The sequence below is a fragment of the Streptomyces sp. CB02056 genome, from assembly GCF_001905545.1.
Taxonomy (GTDB): domain Bacteria; phylum Actinomycetota; class Actinomycetes; order Streptomycetales; family Streptomycetaceae; genus Kitasatospora.
Window position 1 is genome coordinate 206277 of record NZ_LIPD01000002.1, and the last position, 25076, is coordinate 231352.

Consider the following 25076-nt stretch of genomic DNA (forward strand, 5'->3'; position numbering starts at 1 on the left):
CTGGTTGCTCCCCGCACCGGCCGGTCCGCCGGCAGTTGGCCGTGGGGCGACCTCGGCGGCTGGGCTCCGGGGTCTCGTCCCGACTCCTCCCCGGTGAACCGTGTCCGAAACCGCATGGAACCTTGCGTTTTGTCCGGTTCATCGGGATGGACGGTTCGAGTCGAACGGACCGGCGACCGGACTCGCCGCTCCTCCGGCGGGTAGCGTCATCCCTGACGGCCGCGGCAGGACCCGCGGCGTACCGCCGGACACGGCGGGTTCGGCAGGGGAGCGGTGGTAGCGAGGATGGCGCGGGGCGGAAAGGCCTTCAAGGCCGTGGCCAAGGGCATGGCCGTGGTGGCGAGCGCGGCCGCCGTGATCGAACGGCGCCGGCGTGCCGCGATGGCGGCCGACCCGCACGAACCGGCACTCCCGGCACTGGCCGAAGGGCCGGTGCCGGCGCTCGTGGACGGGCACGTCCCGGCACTCGTCGAGGCGCCGGGCCCCGTCCCGGTCCCGCGGGCCGTTCCGGTGCCGCAGGCCGACCCGGCCCCGGCGGCCGAGCCGGTCCCGCCGTCCGCCGCGCCGGCCCCGACGGCTCCGGTGGCCCAACCGGCCCCGGCCGCCCCGGCCGCGCACGTCGGGCTCGGGCGGGAGTACCACCCCGGCCGCCCGGCCACGCCCGCCGAGGCGGTGCCGTGGGGCCTGCGGGTGGCCGCCGAGTCGACCTGGCGGCTGCTGCTGCTCGGCGCCGCGCTCTACGTCGTCTTCTACGTGGTCGACATGCTGCGGCTGGTGGCCTTCTCGGTGCTGGCCTCGCTGCTGATCACCGCGCTGCTGGAGCCCTCGGTCTCCTGGCTGCGCCGGCACGGCGTGCCGCGCTCGCTGGCGGCCGGCGGGGTCTTCCTCAGCGGTCTGGCCGGGATCGGGCTGGTCGGCTGGTTCGTCGTCTGGCAGGTGTCGACCAACCTCTCGGACGTCACCACCCAGGTGAAGACCGGCGTCAACCAGCTGCGGGACTGGCTGGTCACCGGGCCGCTGCACCTGACCCAGCAGCAGATCACCGACTTCGCCAACCAGATCACCAAGGCCATCACCACCAACACCGATCAGCTCACCTCGGCCTCGATCACCGGCGCGCAGATCGCCGTCGAGGTGCTGACCGCGCTGCTGATGACCTTCTTCACCACCTTCTTCTTCCTCTACGACGGCGCGAAGATCTGGAACTGGGCGCTGCGCGGCCTGCCCCGGCACTCCCGGTTCGCCATGGCCGGGGCCGGCCCGAAGGCCTGGGCGACGCTCACCGCCTATGTGCGCGGCACGGTCTGCGTGGCCTTCATCGACGCACTCTGCATCGGCATCGGCGTCGACCTGCTGGGCGTGCCGCTGGCGCTGCCGCTGGCCGTGATCATCTTCCTGGGCGCCTTCGTCCCACTGGTCGGCGCGCTGATCACCGGCACCGTGGCGGTGCTGATCGCGCTGGTCACCCAGGGGCCGTGGACGGCGCTGATGGTGCTGGTGGTGCTGGTCGCGGTGATGCAGGTGGAGAGCCACATCCTCCAGCCGCTGATCCTCGGCCGGGCCGTCCGGGTCCACCCGCTCGGCGTCGTCCTCGGCGTCGCGGCCGGCGGCATCATCGGCGGCATCGGCGGCGCGGTGGTCGCCGTCCCGCTGATCGCCGTCACCAACACCGTGGTCGCCCACCTGCGCCGTCGCAACGAGGCCGGCCAGGCCGTCTTCACCGCGCTCGAAGCCGCCCGTGAGGCCGCCGAGCGCACGGCGGGGCGCACGGCCGAACCCGCCGCCGAGCGCACCGCGGCCGCCCACCCCGCCCCGTCGGCCGCGCCCGCCACCGACTGACCCCCCGCCGTGCCGGGGCGACCGGCGCGGGAGAACGACGACGGGCCCCTCGCGGACATGGTGTCCGGGAGGGGCCCGTCGGGGTGCCGGGGTGCGTCAGGCGGTGACGTCCGCCAGGGCGGCCTCGGAGTCGAGGACGCCGGCCACGGCCTGGAGGACGGCGGCGATCTTCATCGAGGCCTGGACGACCTCGCGCTCGACGCCGGCCTTGCGCAGCACGGCCTCGTGCGAGTCGAGGCACTGGCCGCAGCCGTTGATGGCCGAGACCGCGAAGCACCAGAGCTCGAAGTCGACCTTCTCGACGCCCGGGGTGCCGATGATGTTCATCCGCAGACCGGCCCGCATCGTGCTGTACTCCTTGTCGGAGAGCAGGTGCAGCGTCCGGTAGTAGACGTTGTTCATCCCCATGATCGCGGCCGCGCCCTTGGCGGCGGTGTACGCCTCCGGGGAGAGGTTGGCCTTGGCCTCGGGCTCCAGCTCGCGCAGCAGGCCGGGGCTGCGGGTGGCCATCGCGCAGGACAGCACGGTGCCCCAGAGCTGCTGGGCGGGGAGGTCGGAGTTGCCGATGACCGAGCCCAGGTTGAGCTTGAGGTCCTTGGCGTAGTCCGGGAGGGCGGCCTTCAGGTCGTCGAGAGCCATGGGTCAGCCCGCCAGCAGGGCCTGGGCGTCGAGGGTGTCCTCGCCCTTGTTCCAGTTGCACGGGCACAGCTCGTCGGTCTGCAGGGCGTCCAGCACCCGCAGGACCTCCTTGGGGTTACGGCCGACGGAGCCGGCGGTGACCATGACGAACTGGATCTCGTTGTTCGGGTCGACGATGAAGACGGCGCGCTGGGCGGTGCCGTCCTCGCCCTCGACGCCGCAGGCGCGCATCAGCTCGTGCTTGATGTCGGCCAGCATCGGGAAGGGCAGGTCGCGCAGGTCCTTGTGGTCCTTGCGCCAGGCGTGGTGCACGAACTCGGAGTCGCCGGAGACGCCGAGGATCTGGGCGTCGCGGTCGGCGAACTCGTCGTTCAGCTTGCCGAACGCGGCGATCTCGGTCGGGCAGACGAAGGTGAAGTCCATCGGCCAGAAGAAGACGACCTTCCACTTGCCCTCGTAGGACTTGTGGTCGATGTCGGCGAAGGCGCTCGCGGCATCCAGGTCGACACAGGCCTTGAGGTCGAACTCGGGGAACTTGTCACCGATCGTGAGCACGTTCGCTTCTCCTGAAGTGAGATGAGGGGAGCTTTGTCCGGAATCCGGACACCGCTCACAGTTCCACATCGTGGACTGATCAGGGAAATAGCTACACTGGATGTGTCTGATCGGAGATTGTTATCAGTAGCGAATCCCCCACGTCGCGGCCGGGTTCCCGCAGGAGCGGCGGCACGAAGGCCGACCCGACTGTGTCGAGCGCCACAGTCCGCAGCCCGCGCACCCCGACCGTCGCCCAGCTGCGGGCCTTCGTCGCGGTGGCCGAGCACCGGCACTTCCGGGAGGCCGCCGCCGCCACCGGGACCAGCCAGCCCGCGCTGTCCGGGGCGGTCGCGGCGCTGGAGGAGTCGCTGGGCGCACAACTGGTCGAGCGTACGACGCGCAAGGTGATTGTCACCCCATTGGGGGAGCGCGTGCACCAGCACGCCCGCCGGGTGCTCGCCTCGCTGCAGGCCCTCACCGAGGAGGTCGAGGCCGCCCGCCGCCCGTTCACCGGGCCGTTGCACCTCGGCGTCATCCCGACCGTCGCGCCCTACCTGCTGCCCACCGTGCTGCGGCTGGTCCGCGACCGCTTCCCGGACCTGGAGCCGCACGTCCACGAGGAGCGCACCCCCTCGCTGCTGGAGGGCCTGGCCGCCGGGCGGCTGGACGTCCTGCTGCTCGCGCTGCCGGCCGGCGGGACCTCGCCGACCAGGGACATCCCGCTGTTCGACGAGGACTTCGTCCTGCTCACGCCGCCCACCCACCCGCTCGCCGGTCGGATCGACGTACCGCGCGACGTGCTGCTCGACCTGGAGGTCCTGCTGCTGGAGGAGGGCCACTGCCTGCGCGACCAGGCGCTGGACATCTGCCGCGAGGTCGGCGCCGACCCGGCGGGCTCGACCACCCGGGCGGCCGGCCTGTCCACCCTGGTCCAGCTGGTCGCCGGCGGCCTCGGGGTGACCCTGCTGCCCGCCACCGCACTGGACGTCGAGGCCGGGCGCACCGACCGGCTGGCCGCCGTCCGCTTCGCCGCCCCGGCGCCCGGCCGCCGGATCGGGCTGGCCGTCCGGCCGGGCTCGGCCCGCAGCGCCGAGTACGAGCGCTTCGCGGCCGCGCTGCGCGAGGTGCTGGTGGAGCTGCCGGTCCGGATCGTGTCCTAGGGCCAGTCCCGGCTCAGAGCCCGTCCCGGTCCCCGTGCCAGCCCGGCTCGGGGCGGGCGGCCGGGGTGCCCAGGCAGAGCCCGACCGTCGTGGCGACCAGCAGCTCCAGCGCCTCCAGGGTGTCCGGGTCGGGCCGGTCGCCGGGGTTGCGCAGGGTCAGGTGGCGGGCCGTCAGGCCGTCGAAGCCGCCGAGGAAGTGGACGGCGATCCGGCGGGCGGGCAGTGCCAGGGTCAGGCCGTGGGCGGCCGCGAGGGCGTCGAGCATCTCGACGGCGGTGCCCTCGATGTCGTGCTGCATCTCCAGCATGATCTCCCGCATGTCCGGGTCGCGCAGCGCCAGCGCCCCGAACTCGCTCAGCAGCACGCAGTGCCCGTGCTCGCCGGTGGCGGCCTCCCAGAGCGCCTGCACCAGGGTGCGGACCTGCTCGCCGAACGCGCCGTCGCCCGGGGAGGCGGCGCGCACCTCGCCGACGAAGTCGGAGGTCAGCCGCTCGACGATCGCCCGGTAGAGGTCCTTCTTGGTGCCGAAGGTGTAGTGCACCGTCGCCTGCGCCACGCCCAGCTCGGCCGCGATCGCGCGGGTGCTGCCGGCCGCGATCCCCTCCCTGGTCATCAGGTCGATGGCGGCCTGGACCAGTTGCGGTCGGCGTTCGGAGGCGGGGACGTGTGCCATCCCGCCAGGGTAGCGCCATGGTCGGGCAACTGCGTCGCACGATCTTGTCGGCCAACTTTGTCACCCGACAAAGTTCGGTCTACGGTGGGACGCGACCTGCCCTGACCGACCCGAGGGACCGCCGATGGCCACGTACCTGTACCGACTGGGCCGCTTCTGCTTCCGGCGACGGCGGGCCGTCGTCGCCGTCTGGATCGCCCTGCTCATCGCCGTCGGCGGGGCCGCGGGCGCCTTCGCCGGCAAGACCACCGACGAGTTCAAGGTCCCGGGCACCGAGGCGCAGGCCACCCTGGACCGGATCAAGGACACCTTCCCGGCGCAGGGCCACGGCTCCGCGCAGGTCGTCTTCGCCGCCGGCGCCCCCGGCGGCATCGGGACGCCCGAGGCGGGCCGGGCGGTCGGCGAGGCCGTCGCCCGGATGGCCCAGGTGCCGGGCGTGGCCGCGGTGCCCGACCCGTACGCCACCGGCGCGCTCTCGCCGGACGGGAAGGTCGCGATCGCCCTGGTCTCCTTCGACCACAAGCTCGCCGACGTCACCGACGGGCAGCGCGAGGCCGTGAAGGCCGCCGCCGAGCCGGCCCGTGCGGCCGGCCTGGAGGTGGCCTTCGGCGGCGACGCCTACAACACCATGGCCCAGATCGAGGGCGCCAGCGAGGCGATCGGCCTGGTGGTGGCCGGGGTGGTCCTGGTGGTCACCCTCGGCACGCTGGTCGCCGCCGGGCTGCCGCTGCTGACCGCGCTGGTCGGCGTCGGCGTGACGATGGCCGGCCTGCTGGCGCTCACCGGCTCCTTCGAGATCATCACCACCGCGCCGGTGCTGGCCCTGATGGTCGGCCTCGCGGTCGGCATCGACTACGCGCTGTTCATCCTCTTCCGGTACCGCCGCCACCTGGACGAGGGCCTGGCGCCGGAGGAGGCCGCCGCCCGGGCCACCGCGACCGCCGGCAGCGCCGTCGTCTTCGCCGGTCTGACCGTGGTCGTCGCGCTCGCCGGGCTCTCCGTCGCGGGCGTCCCCTTCCTCACCGTGATGGGCCTGGCCGCCTCCGCGGCCGTCGTGGTGGCCGTCCTGGTCGCGATCACGCTGCTGCCCGCCGTGCTGGGCTTCACCGGCCGGGCCATCGACCGGCTGCCGGTCTGGAAGCGGGCCCTGGCCACCAACGGCCGCACCACCCTGGGCGAGCGCTGGGGCCGCTTCGTGGTCCGCCGCCCGCTGCCCGTCCTGCTGGTCGGGCTGGCCGGGCTGGGCGCCCTGGCGGTGCCCGCCGCGAGCCTGAACCTCGGCCTGCCGAGCGGCGGTTCGCAGGCCGCCGGGACGGACGCGCGCAAGGCGTACGACCTGGTGGGCGAGGCCTTCGGGCCGGGCTTCAACGCGCCGCTGGTGGTCGTGGTGGACGCCCACGGCGCGCCGCGGCCCGAGCAGGCGGTGCAGGGCGTGGCCGCGAAGCTCCAGACCCTCGACGGCGTGGCGACGCTGTTGCCGCCGACCGTCGACCAGGCGAGCGGCACCGCGCTGGTGACCGTCATCCCGCGGACCGGCCCGGACCACGAGGACACCAAGGCGCTGGTCAACGAGATCCGCGGCCAGAAGGCGGAGCTCAGGGCGGCGACCGGCGCGGACATCGCCGTCACCGGCACCACCGCCGCCAACATCGACGTCTCCACCAAGCTCGGCCAGGCGCTGCCGCCGTTCCTCGCGGTGATCGTCGGGATCGCGCTGGTGCTGCTGGCGCTGGCGTTCCGCTCGGTGCTCGTCCCGCTCAAGGCGGTGGCCGGCTTCCTGCTCAGCATCACCGCCTCGCTCGGCGCGGTGGTCGCGGTCTACCAGTGGGGCTGGCTGGACGGGCTGATCGACGTGCCCAAGGTCGGGCCGGTGGTGAGCTTCGTGCCGATCCTGCTGATCGGCGTGCTGTTCGGACTGGCGATGGACTACGAGCTGTTCCTGGTCTCCGGGATGAAGGAGCAGCACGTCCACGGGGCGGCGCCGCGCGAGGCGGTCGTCGGCGGGGTGAAGAACGGGGCCCGGGTGGTCACGGCGGCCGCGCTGATCATGGTGGCGGTGTTCGGCTCGTTCGTCTTCGGCCACGACCCGATCGTCCAGCCGATCGGCTTCGCCCTCGCGGTGGGCGTGCTGGTGGACGCCTTCGTGGTGCGGATGGCGCTGGTGCCGGCCGCGATGGCGCTGTTCGGCCGGGCCGCCTGGTGGTTCCCGAAGCGGCTGGAGAAGGTCGTGCCGAAGGTCGACATGGAGGGCGAGCAGCTGATCGCCGAGCTGGAGAAGGGGCCGGCGCGGGAGCCCGCCCGGGTCTGAGGCCCGGGGGCAGTCCGGGCGTCCGGCGGGACCCGTTCCCGCCGGGCGCCGTCAGGTCTGGACGGGCAGCCGCTGCTCGAACCAGACCACCTTGCCGGTGCCCAGCCTGGTCGCGCCCCAGCGGTCCGCGCACCGGGCGACTATCTGCAGCCCGCGCCCGCGTTCGTCCTCCGGCCCGGTGCGGCGCGGGCGCGGCAGCAGCGGGCTGTCGTCGCCGACCTCGCAGCGCAGCCGGGTGGTGCGCACCAGGCTCAGGGTGACCGGCCGGGTCGCGTGCTGGACGGCGTTGGTCACCAGCTCGCTGACCATCAGCTCGGTCGCCTCGCTGAGCTCGTCCAGCCCCCAGCGGCGCAGCGTGTGCGCGGCCAGCCGGCGGGCCCGGCCCGGCGTCTCGTTGCGCGGCTGGAGGTACCAGTGCGCGACGTCCCCGGCCGGGATGCCGTCGAAGCAGGCGCCGAGCAGCGCGATGTCGTCGCCCCGGTCGCCGGGCGGCAGGATCCGCAGCGCCTCCTGGCACAGCTGCTCGGGGGACTGCCAGCGGGCGGCGGCGATCCGGGCGCGCAGCACCTCCAGGCCGTCGCTGATCGGGCGGGTGCGGGTCTCCACCAGGCCGTCGGTGAACAGCAGCAGCGCCGAGCCGGGCGGCGCGGGCAGTTCGACGGAGTTGAAGTCCACCCCGCCGACGCCGATCGGCGCCCCGGAGTCCAGCTCGACCAGCTCGGCGGTGCCGTCCGGGCGGACCAGCACCGGCGGGACGTGCCCGGCGTTGGCCATCACCACCCGGTTGGCGATCGGGTCGTACACCGCGTAGACGCAGGTGGCCAGGTGCTGTTCGCGGCCGAGCCGCTGGGCCTGCTCGTCCAGGTGGTAGAGCACCTCGTGCGGCGGCAGGTCGAGGGCGGCCAGGGTCTGGGCGCTGGTGCGCAGCTGGCCCATGATGGCGGCCGAGGTGAGCGAGTGGCCCATCACGTCGCCGACGATCAGGGCGACCCGGTTGCCGGGCAGCGGGACGGCGTCGTACCAGTCCCCGCCGACCTGCGCGCCGCGCTCACCGGGCAGGTAGCGCTGGGCGATCCGGACGCCGTGCGACTGCGGCAGGCGCAGCGGCAGCATGCTGCGCTGGAGCTCGTTGGCGATCTCCCACTCGCGGGCGTAGCGCAGCGCGGTGTCCACGGCCAGCCCGGCCTGGGTGGCGAGGTGCGCCGCGGTCGCGGTGTCCGCGGCGTCGAAGACCGGGCGGCCGGTGCGTTCGGGAGGGCGGCGGATCAGTATCAGCAGCCCGAGCACGGCCTTGCGGCCGCGCAGCGGCAGGGCGAGGACGGAGGTGCCGGCGGCCAGCCGGGCCACCCCGCGGGTGCCGTACAGCTCGCGCAGCAGCGTCTCGGCGCGCTCGGCGGAGGGGGTGCCGAGGACGGCGGGGTCGGCGGGGCGGCGGCTCAGCAGGGCGTGGGCGAGCGCCCCGCCGCGGGTCACCGGGGTGGCCGGGCCGCCGTCGGCGGTCGAGCGGGCGCCGTAGCGGGAGCGGCGCCGGTCGTCCATGCCGCTCGGGCGGCCGCGGCGGCCGATCCGGGTGCCGGTGCTGTGGTGTATCCGCAGCTCCTCCGGGAACCCGGGTTCGCGTTCGACGTTGGGCAGCGGGTCGCGCAGGTGGATGACGGCGGCGTCGGCGAGCGTCGGGACCAGCACCCGGCCGATGTTGCGCAGCGTCGCGGCGAGGTCGAGGGCGCTGTTGATCCGCCGGGTCGCCGAGTCGAGGTACGCCAGGCGGTCCGCCATCTCGGTGCGCTCCGGTCGTGCGCCCGTCCGTCGCGCGGCGGCCGGGGCCGCTGCCAGGGCCGGGACCGGGGCCGCCGTCAGGCCCGGGGCCGGCGGTGTCGGGCCCGCTGTCGCGGCCGGGACCTGGCGGCGCTGGCCCGGGACGGCGGGCGGCTGCTCCGCCTCGGTCTTGAGCTGGTCGCGCACGGCTGCCTGTCCTGGATTCGGTGTGGTCGGTGAGCTGTTCTGTTGCGTCGGCCACGGGTGCGGCCGGTCCTGTCCCGGTTCGATCAGCCGACGCGTCGACAGCACAGGAACAGCTGTTCCTCCGGCGGCAGCGAGGTACTGGCCGGTGCGTACGGATGCCCCGAGCACTCCTCGACGGCGAAGCCGGCCGAGACCAGAACCCGCTCCAGATCCTCCCTCAGATACCCACTGATCCGCAGCTCTCTGCCAAGGAACGGAAGCGGAACGTGATCCAGGTCCGCCTCGACCATACCGAGCGCCAGCAGTCCGGCCGGCCGCAGGAGTTCGCGCAGCTGCCCCAGCACGGTCGGGATCTCGTCCTGCGGCAGCAGGATCAGCGAGAAGAACGCGGTGATCGCGGCGAAGCGGCCCCGGCCCTCCGACCCCAGGTCGGGGGCGTTCCAGACCCGGTCCGCCCGCTCGGTGGCCAGATCGTACAGGTCGATCCGATGGAACACTGGCGCAAACCCGCCCGGGAAGACGGTCCGCCGGGCCAGCGTGAGCATCCCGTCGGAGAGGTCCGCGCCGGTCACCCGCAGACCGGCCGCGGCCAGCTGGCGGACGGTCGGGTCACCGGTGCCGCAGCCGACGTCCAGCACCCGGGCGCCCGGTTCGAGCTCGGCGAGCAGCCGACGGCCGCAGGCCAGCTGGCCGTCCTTGGCCGGGAAGGCCTCGCCGTACCCGGCGCCGATGGTGTCGAAGGCGACCGCCTGCAGCGCCCGGGCCGCCCGCCGCCGCCGTACCTCGGGCTCGTCGTCGCCGGCGTCCTCGCCGACGGGGAACGGGTCGGATATCTGTCCGGTCGTCACGTTGCGAGGCACCCTTCCACCCGTGGCCTCCGGTGGCTCCTCCGCGGCCCCGGGGGCCGCTGCCGGTGGCGGTACGTCACGCTCTCCGCACCACACGGACGGACTGCACCCCGACGCGTTTCCGGCCGACACTCGTGTGCGTACTGGCATCTGAGAATATGCGTGATCACTGCGCCATGGGGTCCGTTTCCGGCCAACTCGCCGTGCTTGGGCCGTTGTGGCCCGGGTTGCGGAAGCACGAGGGTGCGGACGGGGTTGTGCGCGTGGCCCCGCACGCCGGACGATGCGCCCGGGGAAGGTCGATGACCTGCGGTTTTGTCCATCCGCGGGCTGACTATCGGACGTTTATCGAACGTCAATCGGCGCGGTGCACAGTGGAGTCCAGCGCCGGGGAAGCGTTGAGGGCGCTCCCGCAGCCGGGGGGCTGCGGGGGCGCCGACGCGCGGAACGGGGGAGGTTGTCCGTGGGGGAGCGGAAGCCTTACGGCGCGGGGGGAGAGAAGGGCTCGGTGTGCTGCTGGGAGATGAGGTCCGCCACGGGGGAGGCCTCAGGCACACCGAGCCGTGTGAAGATCGCATGGGCCTCTTGGAGGCAGGCGAGTCCACGAGCCGGCTGGGCGAGCGCCAACAGGGCCTCGCCCAGTGCGGCGTTCGCCAGGCCCTGGCAGTAGGCGGAGTCCATCTCCTGCCCGAGCGCCAGTGACTCGCCGGCCGCCGAGGCCGCCTCGGCGTGCTGGTCGGCGACGAGCAGGGCGGAGGCCAAGCGGGCCAGGGTGTAGCCCTCCCACAGCGGGTTCCGCTGGGCCCGGTACAGCCGGTGCGCCTCCCGCAGGTGCGGGACGGCCTCGGCACCGGAGAGCACCACGCCCAGCTGGTAGAGGGTCTGGGCGAGCAGCGGGCCGTTCTTGGAGGCCCGGGCGGCGGCGACGCCTTCACCGGCGGACCGGATCGCCGTCTCGGTCATGCCGAGGCGGTGCTGCACCCGGGCGATGTTGCTGACGATCCGCGCTTCCCCGAACGCCGTGCCGACCTGCCGGTTGATGGCCAGGGCCTGTTCGAGGAAGGGCAGGGCCTCGGCCGGGCGGTTCCCCACGCTCAGGATCACGCCCAGCGTGTTGGCCGTGGCCAGTAGCAGGACCGACGGGTCGTCCGGAGCCTGGTGGTCGAGGCTGCGGCGCAGTGAGTGTTCGGCGTTCTGGAAGTCGCTGGTGACGGACTTCAGGGCGCCGAGGGCGAAATGGACCCGCGCGAGTGCGGCGGAGTCGCCGCGCTGCTCCGCTGCGTGGCCGAGGGTCTCCAGGATCGGCCGTACCTGAGGACCGTGGGTGGGGTCGGGGCCGAGACCGTACAGCAGGATCAGCAGGTCGATCGCCGCGTGCTGGGCGCTGCTGGGCCCGTTCGCCGCCGCGGCCATGGCGTTGAGCAGCAGGGCGCCCTCGGTCCGGAGCCAGTCCTGGGCGGAGCCGCTGGTCGGCAGGCCCATTCCCGGTGAGGAGGGCGTGGCCAGCAGCTCGGGCTCGGTGTCGTCCGGTTCGATGGTCCGGGCCGCGTTGCGGACGGTCGGGATCAACAGGTCGAGCAGCCGCGACACCGCCCGCTCCTGCTCCCCGGTGTCCCCGATCCGCTCGTTCTTCCGCTGGGCGTAGAGCCGAAGCAGGTCGTGGTAGCGGTAGCGGCCGGGGGTGAAGCACTCCAGCATGTTCGCCTCGACCAGCGCCTCGGCGAGGTCCTCGGCGGCGTACTCGTCCACCCCGAGCAGCGCCGCGGCGGCGGCCAGCGGGATATCGGGGGAGTCGATCAGGGCGAGCAGCCGAAAGGCGCGGGCCTCGTCCACGGACAGCTGTCCGTAGCCGAGCCCGATGGTGGTCTCCACAGCGAGGTTGCCGAGCTGGAGTTCGTCCAGCCGACGGCGTTGGTCGGCTAACCGACGGGCCAGGTCGGAGACGCTCCAGCGCGGGCGGCTGGCCAGCCGGGCGGCGGCGATGCGGACGGCCAACGGCAGGAAGCCGCAGGCGGTGACGACCTTCATGGCCGCCTCCGGCTCGGCGGCGACCCTTTGCTCCCCGACGATGGCCGAGAACAGCGCCAGCGCCTCCTCCGGGGTCAGTTCCTCGACGTCGAACAGCTGGGCGCCGGGGATGCCGGCCAGCCGGGACCGGCTGGTGGCGAGCACCGCGCAGCCGGAGACCCCGGGGATGAGCGGTCGGATCTGGTCGGCGTCGCGCGCGTTGTCGAGCAGGATCAGCATCCGTCGGCTGGCGAGCAGCGAACGGTAGAGGGCGGCGCGCTGTTCCAGCGAGTCGGGGCTCTCCGCGACGCCGAGGGCGTGCAGGAAGTCGCCCAGGACGACCACCGGGTCGGCGGGCGAGGAGCCGGCTCCGCGCAGGTCGACGTACAGCTGTCCGTCCGGGAACTCGGCGCGGACGCGGTGGGCGACGTGCACGGCGAGGGTGGTCTTGCCGACGCCGCCGATGCCCGCCAGTGAGGTCACCACCACGGCCTGGCCGGTGGCGTTCATCAGGACCGCGGAGAGGTCGCCCACCAGATTCAAACGGCCGCTGAAGTCGGAGACGTCAGCCGGGAGTTGGGCTGGAGCGGGGGGCGCGGCCGGGCCGTCCTCGCGAGCTGCGGGAGCGGGTACGGCCGGGAGGGTGAGCGCCGGATCGGCCGCGAGGATGCGATTGTGCATCGAGGACAGGCCGACGCCCGGTTCCACCCCGAGCTCCTCGATCAGGAGCTTGCGGGTGTCGGTGTAGACGCCGAGTGCCTCGGCCTGGCGACCGCAGCGGTACAGCGCCAGCATCAGCAGCTCGCGCAGACGCTCGCGCAGGGGGTGCTCGGTCGTCAGGTTGTTGAGCTCGACGACGATCTCGGCGTGCAGGCCGATGTCGAGGGCGGCGGCGCACAGCTCTTCGGCGGCGTCGACCTGGCGCTCGCCGAGCCGCAGCCGCTGGGTGTCGGCATAGGGGCCGGGGATGCCGGTGAGCGGGCGGCCGCTGAACAGGTCCAGCGCCTGGGTCAGCAGTCGGTGCGCCTCGTGCTTGTCGCCCGAGGTGCGGGCGGCCGCGGCGTCGGCGGAGAGCCGTTCGAAGATTGCCAGGTCGAGAGCCTCGCCGGGGATGCGCAGGGCGTAGCCGTCGGCGACCGAGACCAGGAGTTCGGCTGGTCTGCGGACCTCCCGGCGGGGCTCGATGACCGAGCGCAGACGGGAGACGTACGTGCGGAGTGCGGCCACGGCCTGAGCCGGGGGCCGTTCGCCCCAGAGCGAATCGACCAGGTCCTGTGTGGTGACCGGGCGCCCGGAGTGCAGCAGAAGAGTGGTCAGAACGGCTTGTTGCTGGGGGGACCCGAGGGAGAGGGGCTTGCCGTCGAGCCAGGCCTGGACCGGACCGAGGACTTGGAAGCGCAGCGCAGGGGTCTGCGGCGTCTCCCGAAACTCCATGAAGTCCCCCGATGGCCTGTGGTGTTGATTCCGTGAAAGGGCGCTCGGCGGTCCGCCGCGGTGCTTCAGCTTAGGCGGACGCCCGACTCTGCCGGACGGCACCGCAAGCCGCACGATGTTTATCGGACATTTAATCAACCCTACGATACTGTCCCCGCGCCCGCGCCACGAAGGTCGGGCTGAACACATTTGATGACCGAAAGGCGGCCGCCCAATGGCCAACGACCAGAGCGAGACCCCGGTGCTGTCGACGCCCGAGAACGGGACGAAGACCGAGGCCCCGGCCGCCGCTGTGGAGGCGGGCAAGGCTGTCGAGGACGCGGTGGCCGTGTCCTCGAACCCGGCCGAGTACGCCGCGCCGACCGACGAGCAGAAGGACGCGTTCGAGAACGGCACGTTCGGCGACGAGGGCGAGTACCTGGACCAGCCGACCGAGCCGGCCACCGGCAAGCCGAGCAAGACGTACGAGCCGGAGAACATCATCATGGGCCACCCGTAAGCGGGTCGCGGCCCCGGTGCCCCCGCGCCCCCGTCCGGGCGTGGGGGCGCGGTCGGTTATGGGCACGCCAATTCCGCGTCGGTGTCGGCCGGTGGCCGAAACGCACCAGTGGTGCACTCATGGTGACCGGCGATATCCGTAACGTGCCCGACGGTGGCCGGGGCACGTTCCGGAATTACCGATTCACCCGGGGGTATTGCGGTGGTCGGAATGCTGCCGTTTGTCTGCGTTTTGCCGAAATTGGCGGGGAAGATCGTATTCGGCTGAATCGCGGGTCTCGGGGGCGGGGGCGACGTGGTGCGGTTCCGCGGCCCATTCCCGGCCGCCGCCCTCGGGGCGCAGGTAGTGCTCGCCGCCGATGGTGTCCATGTAGATGCCGGTGCGTCCGGTCCTCCGGTCGAGGACGAGTTCACCCACGTGGGGCCGGTAGGCCGGGGCGTTGCGCTGTCGGGTGCTCACCGTGCTGCTCCTCGCTCTGGTCGGCGACTGGCCAGCATCTCTAGAGAAGCTAATATCTCTAGAGATGTCAACGGTCGTATCTCCTTACCGGCGACCGCGGGCACGCCTACGATTTGTCCCAGGCAGAGGGAGCGGCGATGACCGGCAGCAATGGCGACAAGCAGCCCAAGTACCAGCGGATCGCCGAAGCGCTGAAGGAGGCCATCGACACCGGCCGGTACCGCGCGGGCGACCGCCTGCCCGGCGAGAACGACCTCATGGACGAGTACGGCGTGGCCCGGATGACCGCCCGCCAGGCGCTGGGCGTGCTGCAGAGCGAGGGCATCGCCGAGGCGCGCCGCGGCGCCGGGGTGTTCGTCCGGGACTTCCGGCCGCTGCGCCGGCGCGGCATCCAGCGGCTGGCGCAGGGGCAGTGGGGGTCCGGCCGGTCGATATGGTCGGCGGACATCGACAACCGCAGCCTGGTGGTCGACCAGGTGTCCGTCACCGAGCGGGGCGCGCCCGAGCACGTGGCCCGGGTGCTCGGGGTCGACCCGGGCGCCCCGATGTGCGTGCGGCACCGCCGCTTCGTCCTGGACGGCAAGCCGGTGCTGCTCTCGACCTCCTACCTGCCCGCCGTGCTGGTCTCCGGCACCGCCATCACCCGCGAGGACACCGGCCCCGGCGGCACCTACGCCCGGCTCGCCGAGATCGGCGCCAAGCCCGTGCACTTCCGCGAGGAGGTCCGCTCCCGGATGCCCGGCGCCGACGAGTCCGCCCGCCTGGAGCTGTCCGCCGGCACCCCGGTCATCCTGATCTGCCGCACCGCCTTCGCCGACGAGGGCCAGGTCGTCGAGCTCAACGAGATGATCCTGGACGCCGCCTCCTACGTCCTGGAGTACGACTTCGACGCCTGAGCCGGGTGGGTCGGCCCGCGGTTGCTACTGGTAGTGGTAGCGGGCCTTGAGGATCTTCACCTCCTTCTCGTCCGCCCGGTACACCAGCCGGTGTTCGTCGTCGATCCGCCGCGACCAGTAGCCGGCCAGGTCGCCCTTCAGCGGCTCGGGCTTCCCGATGCCGTCGAAGGGGTCCCGCTGGATCTCGCCGGTCAGGCGGGTGATCCGCTGAGCCATCTTCCGGTTGGACCCGAGCCGGAACAGGAAGTCCTCTCAGCCGTCGGGGTCGAAATGGACGCTCCTCACACCTCACCCGCCAGCGCTTCCAGTTCCTCCATGGTCCTGGTGACGCCGGGGTGGCCGGCCCTGTCGCGGGCGACGGCCTCCATGAGCCGCTGCGCGTTGGCGGGGGAGCGCAGGAGGTGGATCGTCTCCTGCCAGGAGTCGTAGTCCTCCGCGGACATCAGCACGGCGTCCCCGCCCTTGGAGGTGATCCTTATCGGCGCGTGGTCGTCGTTGACCTTCTTGATCAACGGGAAGAGCTGCGTGCGCGCCTCGCTCGCACTGATCGCCATGGGACGGCCTTCCACTCGGGTACCGGATGTCCGTACCGCAATGGTGCGAGTCCCCGGTACCGGATGCCATGCGACTGGTGAACGAAGACCGCCCCGGGCGCGGGGCGGCCGGGGCGGTTCGGGGGCGTGCGGGGTTGGTCCCGCGCGGGGTTACTCCTTGGAGCGGACGCGCAGGCTGGTGATCAGCGGGCCCTCGGTGGTCTCGCGGAAGAAGTCGTTGCCCTTGTCGTCGACGACGATGAAGGCCGGGAAGTCCTCGACCTCGATGCGCCAGACCGCCTCCATGCCGAGCTCGGCGTACTCCAGCACCTCGACCTTCTTGATGCAGTCCTGGGCGAGGCGGGCGGCCGGGCCGCCGATCGAGCCGAGGTAGAAGCCGCCGTGCTGGGCGCAGGCGTCGGTGACCTGCTTGCTGCGGTTGCCCTTGGCGAGCATGACCATCGAGCCGCCGGCCGCCTGGAACTGGTCGACGTAGGAGTCCATCCGGCCGGCCGTGGTGGGGCCGAAGGAGCCGGAGGCGTAGCCCTCGGGGGTCTTGGCCGGGCCCGCGTAGTAGACCGGGTGGTCCTGGAGGTACTTGGGCATGCCCTGGCCGGCGTCCAGGCGCTCCTTGATCTTGGCGTGGGCGATGTCGCGGGCGACCACCAGGGTGCCGGTGAGCGAGAGCCGGGTCTTCACCGGGTACTTGGAGAGTTCGGCGCGGATCGCGGACATCGGCTGGTCGAGGTCGACGCGCACCACGTCGTCGTCCAGGTGCTCGTCGGTGGTGTCCGGCAGGTACTTCGCCGGGTCGGTCTCCAGCTGCTCCAGGAAGACGCCCTCGGCGGTGATCTTGCCGAGCGCCTGGCGGTCGGCGGAGCAGGAGACCGCCATCGCGACCGGCAGCGAGGCGCCGTGGCGGGGCAGGCGGACCACGCGCACGTCGTGGCAGAAGTACTTGCCGCCGAACTGGGCGCCGATGCCGATCTTCTGGGTCAGCTCGGTGACCTTGGCCTCCAGCTCCAGGTCGCGGAAGCCGTGGCCGGTCTTGGCGTCGCCCGAGGTCGGCAGGTTGTCCAGGTAGTGCGCCGAGGCGTACTTGGCGGTCTTCAGCGCGAACTCGGCGCTGGTGCCGCCGATCACGATGGCCAGGTGGTACGGCGGGCAGGCCGCGGTGCCCAGCGAGCGGATCTTCTGCTCCAGGAACGAGAGCATGCTCGCCTCGTTCAGGATGGCCTTGGTCTCCTGGTACAGGTACGACTTGTTGGCGGAGCCGCCGCCCTTGGCCATGAACAGGAACTTGTACGCGTCGCCGTCGGTGGCATACAGCTCGATCTGGGCCGGCAGGTTGTTGCCGGTGTTCTTCTCGTCCCACATGGTCACCGGGGCCATCTGGGAGTACCGCAGGTTGAGCTTGGTGTACGCGTCGTACACGCCGCGCGCGATGGCGGAGTCGTCGCCGCCGGAGGTCAGCACGTTCTGGCCGCGCTTGCCCATGACGATCGCGGTGCCGGTGTCCTGGCACATCGGGAGGATGCCGCCGGCCGAGATGTTGACGTTCTTCAGCAGGTCGAGCGCGACGAAGCGGTCGTTGGGGCTGGCCTCCGGGTCGTCCAGGATGCGGCGCAGCTGGGCGAGGTGGGCGGGGCGCAGGTAGTGCGAGATGTCGTGCATCGCCTCGGCCGTCAGCAGCCGCAGCGCCTCGGGCTCGACCTGGAGGAAGGTGCGACCGCCGGCCTCGAAGGTGGAGACGCCCTCGGAGGTGAGCTTGCGGTACGGGGTCGGGTCAGCGCCCAGGGGGAGCAGGTCGCTGTACTCGAAGTCTGGCGTGGGAGCCATCGGGGCGGTCCTTAGGGGTCCAGTGGTGCGGCTGCGTCGGCGAAGCACCATCCAGGGTAGGACCCGCCGGAAGTCGGCACGCGGACAGGGCAGCCTTGCGTGACCGGGCTCACTCGCGCAGGAGTGCGAGCGACTAGGCTGACCCCGTGGACAACTCGCCGTCGCACGACGATTCGGGGCAGCCGCCGGTGCCGGCGCCCGTACCGATGACCAAACCCGAACCCAAGTCAGAGAGCAGACCCGAACTCAGGCCCGAGGCCGGGGCCGCGGCGCGGCCGCACGCGCCGGCCGCGGAGGCGGAGCTGCGCGTCTCCGACGCCGACCGCGAGAAGGTCGCGGAGCTGCTGCGCGACGCCTACGCCGAGGGGCGCCTGGACGCGGACGAGCACGCCGAGCGGATCGAGGCCGCGTACGCCTCGAAGACCTTCGGCGACCTCGCGCCGCTGACCCGGGACCTGCCGGCCCGCCCGCTGTCCTTCGAGAAGCAGCCGTTGAGCGCCCCGCAGGGGCCGCCGCCGCAGCAGCCGGCGCGCCAGGAGGCCCCGACGGTGGTGGCGATCTTCGGCGGCGCGTCCCGCAAGGGCCGCTGGCGGGTGGGCTCGCACCTGAGCGCCTTCACCGCGTTCGGTGGTGTGGACATCGACCTGAGCGACGCCGTGTTCGAGTCCCCCGAGGTGGAGATCACGGTGACGGCGATCTTCGGCGGGGTCCAGATCCGGGTCCCGGAGAACGTGAGCCTCCAGGGGTCCGGCATCGGCATCTTCGGCGGTTTCGACGTCCGCGAGCAGACCGCGGCGGACCCGTACGCTCCGGTTGTCCGGGTCAAGGGCCTTGCGCTGTTCGGCGGTTGCGAGGCCAAGCCGCGCCGCGGCAAGAAGCTGAAGGAGTGGGTGCGCCGTCAACTCGGCACCGACTGACCGTCGTTGACCTGCACAGTGCCCGGCCGGGAGCCAACTCCCGGCCGGGCGCTCGGCGTTGCGGCCAGTGCTCTGCGTAGTCGATTGCGTGCAGTGTGCATGAATCGCGGCCGAGCGGGGTAGTTCCTTCCGCACATCGCTTCTTGGACGGCTGCGCACCGGAGGCGGCCGAGCGGCCGTGCCGGGGTTGGACAGCGGGGGCTCGCAGCCGGCGGGGGAGCGAGGGGTCCCCGTGTCCGAGAGCCTCGTCAGGAGTACGGCCGTGCTGCATCCGATCGAGTCCCGCACCACCTCGCCAGTCGCCGCCGCGCAGGTCCTGGAGCGCCGCCCCGGCGTCCGGCCGCAGCCGCAGCCCCCGGGCGGCCCGGCGGGTTCCCCCGCGGGCGAGGACAATCCCTGGCACACCGGTGCCGCGTGTCGGCGGGACGAGGTGGGGCTGTTCTTCGCGCCCTCCAAGGAGCCGACGGCGGCCCGGCTGTCGCGCGAGGAGCAGGCCAAGCAGGTCTGCGCCCGCTGCCCGGTGCTGCTGGAGTGCCGCGAGCACGCGCTGGCCCAGCCGGAGCCGTACGGGGTCTGGGGCGGGCTGACGGCCGCCGAGCGGCGGGTGGTGCTGGCCCGGCGCCGCCGCCGGGACGCGGAGCTGCGCGAGGCGGCCCGGGTGACGGCGGCCGGTCGGCGCCGGATAGCCGGGTGAGGGCGGGCCCGAGAGCGGGAGGACGGTGCGCCGCGGCCCCGGCGGAGGGGGATTCCGCCGGGGCCGCGAAGCACGTCGCCGTGGGGCCCGGCAGGCGGTAGCCAGGCGGACCGGGCTACCGCCTACCCGGGCTCAGTTGGCGCGGTCGAAGTCGATCGCGCTGTACGCCCGCAGCTTCGAGAGCTTGTGGGTGGAGTTGATCTCGCGGATGGTGCCGCTCTTGGAGCGCATCACCAGCGAGCTGGTGGTGGCGGTCTCCGAGCGGTAGTGCACGCCGCGCAGCAGCTCGCCGTCGGTGATGCCGGTGGCGACGAAGAACACGTTCTCGCCGCTGACCAGGTCGTCCGTGGTGAGCACCCGGTCCAGGTCGTGGCCGGCGTCCAGGGCCTTCTGCCGCTCGGCGTCGTCCTTGGGCCACAGCCGGCCCTGGATCACGCCGCCCATGCACTTCATCGCGCAGGCCGCGATGATGCCCTCCGGGGTGCCGCCGACGCCCATCAGCAGGTCGACGCCGGTGCCCTCGCGGGCGGCCATGATGGCGCCGGCCACGTCGCCGTCCGAGATGAACTTGATCCGGGCGCCCGCCTCGCGGATCTCCCGGACCAGGCCGTCGTGGCGCGGGCGGTCGAGCACCACGACGGTGACGTCCTCGACGGCGCTGCCCTTGGCCTTGGCGACCCGGCGGATGTTGACCGCCGCCGGGGCGGTGATGTCGACGAACTCGGCCGCCTCCGGCCCGGCCACCAGCTTGTCCATGTAGAACACGGCGCTGGGGTCGAACATGGTGCCGCGGTCGGCGACGGCCAGTACGGCCACCGCGTTGTTCATGCCCTTGGCGGTCAGCGTGGTGCCGTCCACCGGGTCGACCGCGACGTCGCACTCGGCGCCGGTGCCGTCGCCGACCCGCTCGCCGTTGTAGAGCATCGGGGCTTCGTCCTTCTCGCCTTCGCCGATGACGACGACGCCGTTCATCGAGACGGTCGAGACGAGGGTGCGCATCGCCTTCACGGCGGCGCCGTCCGCGCCGTTCTTGTCACCCCGGCCGACCCACCGGCCGGCGGCCATCGCGGCCGCCTCGGTGACCCGGACGAGTTCGAGCGCGAGGTTCCGGTCCGGAGCCTCGGGCGCGACCTCCAGGGCACTGGGAAGCTGGTGCGGGTACTGCGTGGACATCGTCGTTACCTCTCTGTACGCGACGACCAGTGAGCGCCCGACTACTGCCAGGTCGAACGCCGTGGTGAGGGTATTGCGATCGTATCTGCCCACGAGATGACTGTCTGTGGCGCGGGTCGCTGCTCTGTGGCGGAAAACGCCTGTTCATCCCGTTTCACCCGGACGTGAATACCCCTGGTGACCGCCCCGGGATGTGGATGAGTCACCATGTGGGGGTGGCAGCAGACAACAAGGGCATGAGGGGCCGGCAGACCGTACGGGACATGGTCCTGTCGATGCTGGTGGTCGGTTTCGTCGTCTGGATCGGGTACCTGTTCCTCCCGCACGACGCCAACGGCGACCCGGTGCACGAGGTCGCGTACAAGGTGGAGACCTCCACCGCCAGGCGTGCGGCGCCGTACCCGGTGCTCTCCCCGGAGGGGCTGTCCGACAAGTGGCGGGCCACCTCGGTCAGCTACAAGCCGGCCGACCAGAACAACGGCAGGGGCAACGCCTGGCACCTGGGCTTCGTGACCCCCTCCGGCCAGTATGCGGCGGTCGAGCAGAGCGACGTGCCGCGCGACTCCCTGCTGGCCGCCTACGTGACGGGCGCCAAGCCGGACGGCACCGCCGAGGTGGCCGGCCGCGCCTGGGAGCGCGTGCAGGGCGACAAGGCCCGCGCGCTGACCGTGCAGACCGGCCCCGGGACCACCCTGCTCACCGGCACCGCCTCCTACGAGGAGCTGGCCGAACTGGCGCAGGCGCTCAAGTAGCCCGCCCCCGTTCCACCCCGCCCGGCACGCGCCGGAGCACCCTGGACGACGCCGAAGGGCCCCGCACCGGACGAACCGGTGCGGGGCCCTTGCGCGCGGGGCGGATCAGACGGTGGTGACGACCTCGTCGTAGGCCAGGCGCGGCGAACGCGGGAACCAGGCGTCGTCGCCCGGCTTGCCGATGTTGACCACGGCCAGCACCGAGTGCTCGCCGTCGCCGAAGAACTCCTTGTTGATGCCCTCGGCGTCGTAGCCGGTCATCGGGCCGGCGGCCAGGCCGGCGGCGCGCACGCCGATGATGAAGTACGCGGCCTGCAGGGCGCCGTTCAGCGTGGCGGACTGCTCACGGACGCTGCGCTCCGAGAAGAAGACGTCCTTGGCCTGCGGGAAGTGCGGGAACTGGGTCGGCAGCTCCTCGTGGAACTCGTTGTCCGCGGCGAGGACGGCGACCAGCGGGGCGGCGGCGGTCTTGGCCTTGTTGCCGTCCGCGAGGTGCTGGACGAGGCGCTCGCGGCCCTCGGCCGAGCGGACCAGGACGACGCGCAGCGGCTGCTGGTTGAAGGCGGTCGGGCCGTACTTGACCAGCTCGTAGATGGCCTGGACCTGCTCCTCGGTGACCGGCTCGTCGGTGAAGGTGTTCGCGGTGCGGGCCTCGCGGAACAGCAGGTCCTGGGCGGCGGCGTCGAGTACCAGGGCGTCGGTGGTCATGCTTCTGCACCTCATGCGAAAGGGGGTTCGTCGGTATGATCGGCCGCAGCCGGTCACTTCATCCAACATAGGTGAAGTTTCAACGATTCCCCAAGCGAATGTGACCTGCCTCACTCCCCGCCCGGGCCCGCGCCCTCCTCGGCGGCCAGGGCGGCGTCCAGCCGGGCCCGGGCGCCGTCCAGCCAGCGCTGGCACACCTTCGCCAGCTGCTCGCCGCGCTCCCACAGGGCCAGCGACTCCTCCAGCGACGTCCCGCCGTTCTCCAGCTGCCGGACGACGTCCAGCAGCGCGTCCCGGGCGTGCTCGTAGCCCAGCGCGTCGTCCGGGTTCGGCGCCGCCGCGTCCTGCTGCTCCTGCTGCTCTGCCATGCGTGCCAGCGTAGGGGGTGCGGGTGACAGCGTCAGCCCGCGTCGGCCGCCGTGACGTCGAAGCCGCCGCCCGCCACCCGGGCATGCAGCCCCTCGCCGGGCGCGACCTGCGCCGGGTCGGTCACCACCGTGCCGTCCGCCCGCTGGAGCACCGCGTAGCCGCGCTCCAGGGTGGCCGCCGGGGAGAGCGCCACCACCCGGGCCAGGGTGTGGCCGAGGTCGCTCTGCGCGTGGTCCAGCCGGTGCCGCAGGGTGCGCCGGGCCCGCTCCAGCAGGCCGTCCACCTCCTGCCCGCGCCCGTCCAGCATCCGGTGCGGGGCGGCCAGGGCCGGGCGGCTGCGCACCCCGTCCAGTCCGTGCTGCTCGCGGTCGACCCGGGACAGCACGTGCCGGCGGGCGCGGTCGCGCAGCTGACGGACCTTGGCCAGCTCCTCGCCGACGTCCGGAACCACCCGTTTGGCCGCATCGGTCGGGGTGGAGGCGCGCAGGTCGGCCACGAAGTCCAGCAGCGGCTGGTCCGGCTCGTGCCCGATCGCGCTCACCACCGGCGTACGGGCGGCCGCGACCAGCCGCACCAGCCCCTCGTCCGAGAACGGCAGCAGGTCCTCCACGCTGCCGCCGCCGCGGGCCACGATGATCACGTCCACCTCGGGGTGCTCGTCCAGCTCCCGCACCGCCGCGCTCACCCGCTCCACCGCGCTGACCCCCTGCACCGGGACGTTGCGCACCTCGAAGCGGACGGCCGGCCAGCGCCGCCGGGCGTTCTCCAGCACGTCCCGCTCGGCGGCCGAGTCGCGCCCGGTGACCAGCCCGACGCACTGCGGCAGGAACGGCAGCGGCCGCTTGCGCTCGGCCGCGAACAGGCCCTCCCCGGCGAGCCGCCGCTTCAGCTGCTCCAGCCGGGCCAGCAGCTCGCCGAGGCCCACCGGGCGGATCTCCGAGGCGCGCAGCGACAGCTGCCCGCGCGCCGCGTACCACTCCGGCTTGGCGTGCACGACGACCCGCGCGCCCTCCTGCACCACCTCCGCGACCTGGTCGAACACCGAGCGGAAGCAGGTCACCGTGAGCGACACGTCGGCCTGCGGGTCGCGCAGGGTCAGGAACACCACGCCCGCGCCGGGGCGCCGGCTGAGCTGGGTGATCTGCCCCTCCACCCAGACCGCGCCGAGCCGGTCGACCCAGCCGCCGATCAGCGCGGAGACCTTGCCGACCGGGAGCGGCGCTTCGGGGGAGCTGGTGTTGGCCATGCGTACGAGGCTAGCGGCGCGGGCCGACACGGCCGAGACCGCGTCGCCGCGGGCCGGTACGGCCGGGGCCGCGCCCGGCCCCGCGCGGCCCGACGGCGGTCACCGGGGAAGCCGGGGCGGCCGGCGCCCGTCGGCCCCGCCGCGGGCGGCGCCCTGGACGGCGAGCACCACCAGGCCGACCGCCAGCCAGACCAGCCCGACGATCTGCGCGGTGGTCGAGGCCTCGTACACCACCGCCCCGATCACCGCGATCCCCAGCGCCGGGACGACCACGTGCCGCAGCCACCGCCGCGAGCCGTGCCGCACCGCGTACCAGCCGATCACCGAGGCGTGCAGCAGCGCGAAGGCGGTCAGCGCGCCCACGTTGACCACCGAGGTGAGCTGGTCCAGCCCGTCGTCCCGGTCGGCCGCCCAGACCGCCGCCGCCATCGTGATCACCGCGGCCGCCAGCAGCGCCCGGCGCGGCACCGCGCTGCCCGGGTCGACGGAGCCGAGCAGCCGCGGCAGCCGGCCCTCCCGGCCCATCGCGAAGACCAGCCGCCCGGCCGCGGCCTGCCCGGCCAGGGCCGCGAAGGCCGCGCCGATCGCCTTGCTGGCCGCCACCAGCACGTGCAGCCAGTGCCCGACGCCGCTCTCCACGGTGTCGTAGAAGGCCGAGCCCTGCGCCGCCGGGTCGGCGGCCAGCTGCCGCGGGCCCAGCGGCTCCAGCAGTGCCGCCAGGTAGGTCTGGGCGACGAACAGCACCCCGGCCAGCGCCAGGCACCAGAGCACCGCCCGGGCCACCGCCGCCGAGGCGCCGACCGCCTCCTCCACGAAGGTGGCGATCGCGTCGAAGCCCAGGTAGGAGAGCACCGCGACGGACACCGCGGAGACCACCGCGGTCATCGAGAAGGCCCCGACGGCGGTGAACGGGGTGTCCCAGCCGCGCTGGGCCCCGCCCTGGGCCAGCGCCACCACGGCCGCGGCCACGAACACTGCCAGCACCGCGATCTCCATCGCGAGCACCGCGAAGCCGACCGCCGCCGCCGTCCGCACCCCGACCAGGTTGAGCGCGGTGGTCACCACCACCGCGAGCGCCGTCCAGACCCAGCGCGAGACGTCCGGGACCAGGGAGTTCAGCGCGATCCCGGAGAACAGGTAGGCCACCGCGGGGATCAGGAGGTAGTCGAGCATCGCCATCCACCCGGCGATGAAGCCCGGCCCCTCGCCCAGCCCGGCCCGGGCGTAGGCGAACACCGAGCCGGTCTGCGGCACCGCGCGCACCATCTGGGCGTACGAGAAGGCGGTGAAGCCCATCGCCACCGTCGCGGCCAGGTACACCGTGGCGACGGCGCCGTGGCTCTTGGCGTCCAGCACGCCGAAGACGCCGACCGGGGCCATCGGGGCGATGAACAGCAGTCCGTAGACCATCAGATCGCGGACGCCCAGGCTGCGGCGCAGGCCGCTCGGCGTCACCTGCTCGCTCACAGAGCTCATAGACACCATATTTTGAGCGCTGTTGACCGGGTCTGCACGGAATGTGTCCGCCGTCGGCGCGGCTTCGCGCCGGGGGCCCGGCGGGCGGGCGCCGCTCGCGGCCGCCCG

At 73.0% G+C, this 25076-nt stretch carries 23 protein-coding genes; 8 read left to right on the plus strand and 15 right to left on the minus strand.

Annotated elements, in window-relative coordinates; genetic code table 11:
- The first annotated feature begins 285 nt into the window (after positions 1-285).
- Positions 286-1839, plus strand: a complete 1554-nt coding sequence (locus tag AMK13_RS04990) for an AI-2E family transporter (RefSeq protein ID WP_074001324.1) — start codon at positions 286-288, stop codon at positions 1837-1839.
- Positions 1840-1935: 96 nt separating this feature from the next.
- Here the strand turns inward: AMK13_RS04990 and AMK13_RS04995 are convergent, their stop codons facing one another.
- Together AMK13_RS04995 and AMK13_RS05000 are read right to left on the minus strand one after the other, a co-directional pair.
- Positions 1936-2478 carry an alkyl hydroperoxide reductase gene (locus AMK13_RS04995; protein ID WP_049659817.1) on the minus strand — a complete coding sequence of 181 codons (543 nt, stop codon included), beginning with the start codon at positions 2476-2478 and terminating at the stop codon, positions 1936-1938.
- A gap of 3 nt (positions 2479-2481) precedes the next feature.
- Positions 2482-3033, minus strand: coding sequence for a peroxiredoxin (locus tag AMK13_RS05000; protein ID WP_074001325.1), 552 nt, complete (start codon positions 3031-3033; stop codon positions 2482-2484).
- 191 nt (positions 3034-3224) lie between these two features.
- Between AMK13_RS05000 and AMK13_RS05005 the strand changes: the two genes are divergently transcribed.
- Positions 3225-4175, plus strand: a complete 951-nt coding sequence (locus tag AMK13_RS05005; protein WP_074001326.1) for a LysR substrate-binding domain-containing protein — start codon at positions 3225-3227, stop codon at positions 4173-4175.
- 13 nt (positions 4176-4188) lie between these two features.
- Here AMK13_RS05005 and AMK13_RS05010 read toward each other — a convergent pair whose 3' ends face one another.
- The gene (locus AMK13_RS05010; RefSeq protein ID WP_074001327.1) at positions 4189-4848 is read right to left on the minus strand and encodes a TetR/AcrR family transcriptional regulator; all 660 of its coding nucleotides are present in this window, start codon (positions 4846-4848) and stop codon (positions 4189-4191) included.
- 124 nt (positions 4849-4972) lie between these two features.
- Here AMK13_RS05010 and AMK13_RS05015 point away from each other — a divergent pair, with 124 nt between their 5' ends.
- Positions 4973-7156, plus strand: a complete 2184-nt coding sequence (locus AMK13_RS05015) for an MMPL family transporter (RefSeq protein ID WP_074001328.1) — start codon at positions 4973-4975, stop codon at positions 7154-7156.
- Between the two features lie 51 nt (positions 7157-7207).
- Here the strand turns inward: AMK13_RS05015 and AMK13_RS05020 are convergent, their stop codons facing one another.
- The 3 genes from AMK13_RS05020 to AMK13_RS05030 form a co-directional block, all read right to left on the minus strand.
- Entirely contained in the window at positions 7208-9118 is a 1911-nt protein-coding gene (locus AMK13_RS05020) for an ATP-binding SpoIIE family protein phosphatase (protein WP_107418672.1), read from the minus strand.
- 83 nt (positions 9119-9201) lie between these two features.
- Positions 9202-9873, minus strand: a complete 672-nt coding sequence (locus AMK13_RS05025; protein WP_234348376.1) for a class I SAM-dependent methyltransferase — start codon at positions 9871-9873, stop codon at positions 9202-9204.
- 573 nt (positions 9874-10446) lie between these two features.
- Entirely contained in the window at positions 10447-13407 is a 2961-nt protein-coding gene (locus AMK13_RS05030) for an AfsR/SARP family transcriptional regulator (protein ID WP_074001329.1), read from the minus strand.
- A gap of 214 nt (positions 13408-13621) precedes the next feature.
- Between AMK13_RS05030 and AMK13_RS05035 the strand changes: the two genes are divergently transcribed.
- Positions 13622-13906: a hypothetical protein gene (locus AMK13_RS05035; RefSeq protein ID WP_074001330.1), complete on the plus strand. Its 285-nt coding sequence runs from the start codon at positions 13622-13624 to the stop codon at positions 13904-13906.
- A gap of 183 nt (positions 13907-14089) precedes the next feature.
- On the opposite strand, the gene AMK13_RS05040 is transcribed toward AMK13_RS05035, so the two are convergent.
- Positions 14090-14365: a hypothetical protein gene (locus tag AMK13_RS05040; RefSeq protein ID WP_074001331.1), complete on the minus strand. Its 276-nt coding sequence runs from the start codon at positions 14363-14365 to the stop codon at positions 14090-14092.
- Between the two features lie 137 nt (positions 14366-14502).
- On the opposite strand from AMK13_RS05040, the gene AMK13_RS05045 reads away from it, so the two are divergent.
- Positions 14503-15261 (plus strand): GntR family transcriptional regulator, encoded by a 759-nt coding sequence (locus AMK13_RS05045; RefSeq protein WP_049651716.1) that lies wholly within the window; start codon positions 14503-14505, stop codon positions 15259-15261.
- 24 nt (positions 15262-15285) lie between these two features.
- On the opposite strand, the gene AMK13_RS05050 is transcribed toward AMK13_RS05045, so the two are convergent.
- The 3 genes from AMK13_RS05050 to AMK13_RS05060 all read right to left on the minus strand — a co-directional run bounded on the left by AMK13_RS05050 (position 15286) and on the right by AMK13_RS05060 (position 17633).
- A complete protein-coding gene (locus AMK13_RS05050; protein WP_274538669.1) occupies positions 15286-15504 on the minus strand; it encodes a Txe/YoeB family addiction module toxin in 219 nt (72 codons plus the stop codon).
- Between the two features lie 38 nt (positions 15505-15542).
- Positions 15543-15815, minus strand: coding sequence for a type II toxin-antitoxin system Phd/YefM family antitoxin (locus AMK13_RS05055; RefSeq protein ID WP_074001332.1), 273 nt, complete (start codon positions 15813-15815; stop codon positions 15543-15545).
- A 150-nt stretch (positions 15816-15965) separates the two neighbouring features.
- Positions 15966-17633, minus strand: a complete 1668-nt coding sequence (locus tag AMK13_RS05060) for a fumarate hydratase (protein ID WP_049651719.1) — start codon at positions 17631-17633, stop codon at positions 15966-15968.
- Positions 17634-17779: 146 nt separating this feature from the next.
- On the opposite strand from AMK13_RS05060, the gene AMK13_RS05065 reads away from it, so the two are divergent.
- Both AMK13_RS05065 and AMK13_RS05070 read left to right on the plus strand, forming a co-directional pair.
- Positions 17780-18550 carry a DUF1707 SHOCT-like domain-containing protein gene (locus AMK13_RS05065; RefSeq protein ID WP_234348375.1) on the plus strand — a complete coding sequence of 257 codons (771 nt, stop codon included), beginning with the start codon at positions 17780-17782 and terminating at the stop codon, positions 18548-18550.
- 316 nt (positions 18551-18866) lie between these two features.
- Positions 18867-19244, plus strand: coding sequence for a WhiB family transcriptional regulator (locus AMK13_RS05070; protein ID WP_049651731.1), 378 nt, complete (start codon positions 18867-18869; stop codon positions 19242-19244).
- Between the two features lie 132 nt (positions 19245-19376).
- Here the strand turns inward: AMK13_RS05070 and glpX are convergent, their stop codons facing one another.
- Entirely contained in the window at positions 19377-20417 is a 1041-nt protein-coding gene (gene glpX / locus AMK13_RS05075; protein ID WP_049651720.1) for a class II fructose-bisphosphatase, read from the minus strand.
- A 215-nt stretch (positions 20418-20632) separates the two neighbouring features.
- Between glpX and AMK13_RS05080 the strand changes: the two genes are divergently transcribed.
- Positions 20633-21169 carry a DUF4245 domain-containing protein gene (locus AMK13_RS05080; protein WP_338016246.1) on the plus strand — a complete coding sequence of 179 codons (537 nt, stop codon included), beginning with the start codon at positions 20633-20635 and terminating at the stop codon, positions 21167-21169.
- A gap of 105 nt (positions 21170-21274) precedes the next feature.
- On the opposite strand, the gene AMK13_RS05085 is transcribed toward AMK13_RS05080, so the two are convergent.
- The 4 genes from AMK13_RS05085 to AMK13_RS05100 all read right to left on the minus strand — a co-directional run bounded on the left by AMK13_RS05085 (position 21275) and on the right by AMK13_RS05100 (position 24968).
- Positions 21275-21877 (minus strand): malonic semialdehyde reductase, encoded by a 603-nt coding sequence (locus AMK13_RS05085; protein WP_049651722.1) that lies wholly within the window; start codon positions 21875-21877, stop codon positions 21275-21277.
- A 110-nt stretch (positions 21878-21987) separates the two neighbouring features.
- A complete protein-coding gene (locus AMK13_RS05090) occupies positions 21988-22245 on the minus strand; it encodes an exodeoxyribonuclease VII small subunit (protein ID WP_049651723.1) in 258 nt (85 codons plus the stop codon).
- Positions 22246-22277: 32 nt separating this feature from the next.
- Positions 22278-23492 (minus strand): exodeoxyribonuclease VII large subunit, encoded by a 1215-nt coding sequence (gene xseA / locus AMK13_RS05095; protein ID WP_049651724.1) that lies wholly within the window; start codon positions 23490-23492, stop codon positions 22278-22280.
- A gap of 99 nt (positions 23493-23591) precedes the next feature.
- Positions 23592-24968, minus strand: a complete 1377-nt coding sequence (locus AMK13_RS05100; RefSeq protein ID WP_074001334.1) for an APC family permease — start codon at positions 24966-24968, stop codon at positions 23592-23594.
- Between the last annotated feature and the right edge of the window lie 108 nt (positions 24969-25076).

Bases quoted from the DNA above. Each gene is read 5' to 3' on its own strand.
- xseA (WP_049651724.1), bottom strand. From the start codon at position 23,492: ATGGCCAACACCAGCTCCCCCGAAGCGCCGCTCCCGGTCGGCAAGGTC.
- AMK13_RS04995 (WP_049659817.1), bottom strand. From the start codon at position 2,478: ATGGCTCTCGACGACCTGAAGGCCGCCCTCCCGGACTACGCCAAGGAC.
- AMK13_RS04990 (WP_074001324.1), top strand. From the start codon at position 286: ATGGCGCGGGGCGGAAAGGCCTTCAAGGCCGTGGCCAAGGGCATGGCC.
- AMK13_RS05035 (WP_074001330.1), top strand. From the start codon at position 13,622: ATGGCCAACGACCAGAGCGAGACCCCGGTGCTGTCGACGCCCGAGAAC.
- AMK13_RS05045 (WP_049651716.1), top strand. From the start codon at position 14,503: ATGACCGGCAGCAATGGCGACAAGCAGCCCAAGTACCAGCGGATCGCC.
- AMK13_RS05055 (WP_074001332.1), bottom strand. From the start codon at position 15,815: ATGGCGATCAGTGCGAGCGAGGCGCGCACGCAGCTCTTCCCGTTGATC.
- AMK13_RS05085 (WP_049651722.1), bottom strand. From the start codon at position 21,877: ATGACCACCGACGCCCTGGTACTCGACGCCGCCGCCCAGGACCTGCTG.
- glpX (WP_049651720.1), bottom strand. From the start codon at position 20,417: ATGTCCACGCAGTACCCGCACCAGCTTCCCAGTGCCCTGGAGGTCGCG.
- AMK13_RS05015 (WP_074001328.1), top strand. From the start codon at position 4,973: ATGGCCACGTACCTGTACCGACTGGGCCGCTTCTGCTTCCGGCGACGG.
- AMK13_RS05030 (WP_074001329.1), bottom strand. From the start codon at position 13,407: ATGGAGTTTCGGGAGACGCCGCAGACCCCTGCGCTGCGCTTCCAAGTC.
- AMK13_RS05060 (WP_049651719.1), bottom strand. From the start codon at position 17,633: ATGGCTCCCACGCCAGACTTCGAGTACAGCGACCTGCTCCCCCTGGGC.
- AMK13_RS05100 (WP_074001334.1), bottom strand. From the start codon at position 24,968: ATGAGCTCTGTGAGCGAGCAGGTGACGCCGAGCGGCCTGCGCCGCAGC.
- AMK13_RS05090 (WP_049651723.1), bottom strand. From the start codon at position 22,245: ATGGCAGAGCAGCAGGAGCAGCAGGACGCGGCGGCGCCGAACCCGGAC.
- AMK13_RS05010 (WP_074001327.1), bottom strand. From the start codon at position 4,848: ATGGCACACGTCCCCGCCTCCGAACGCCGACCGCAACTGGTCCAGGCC.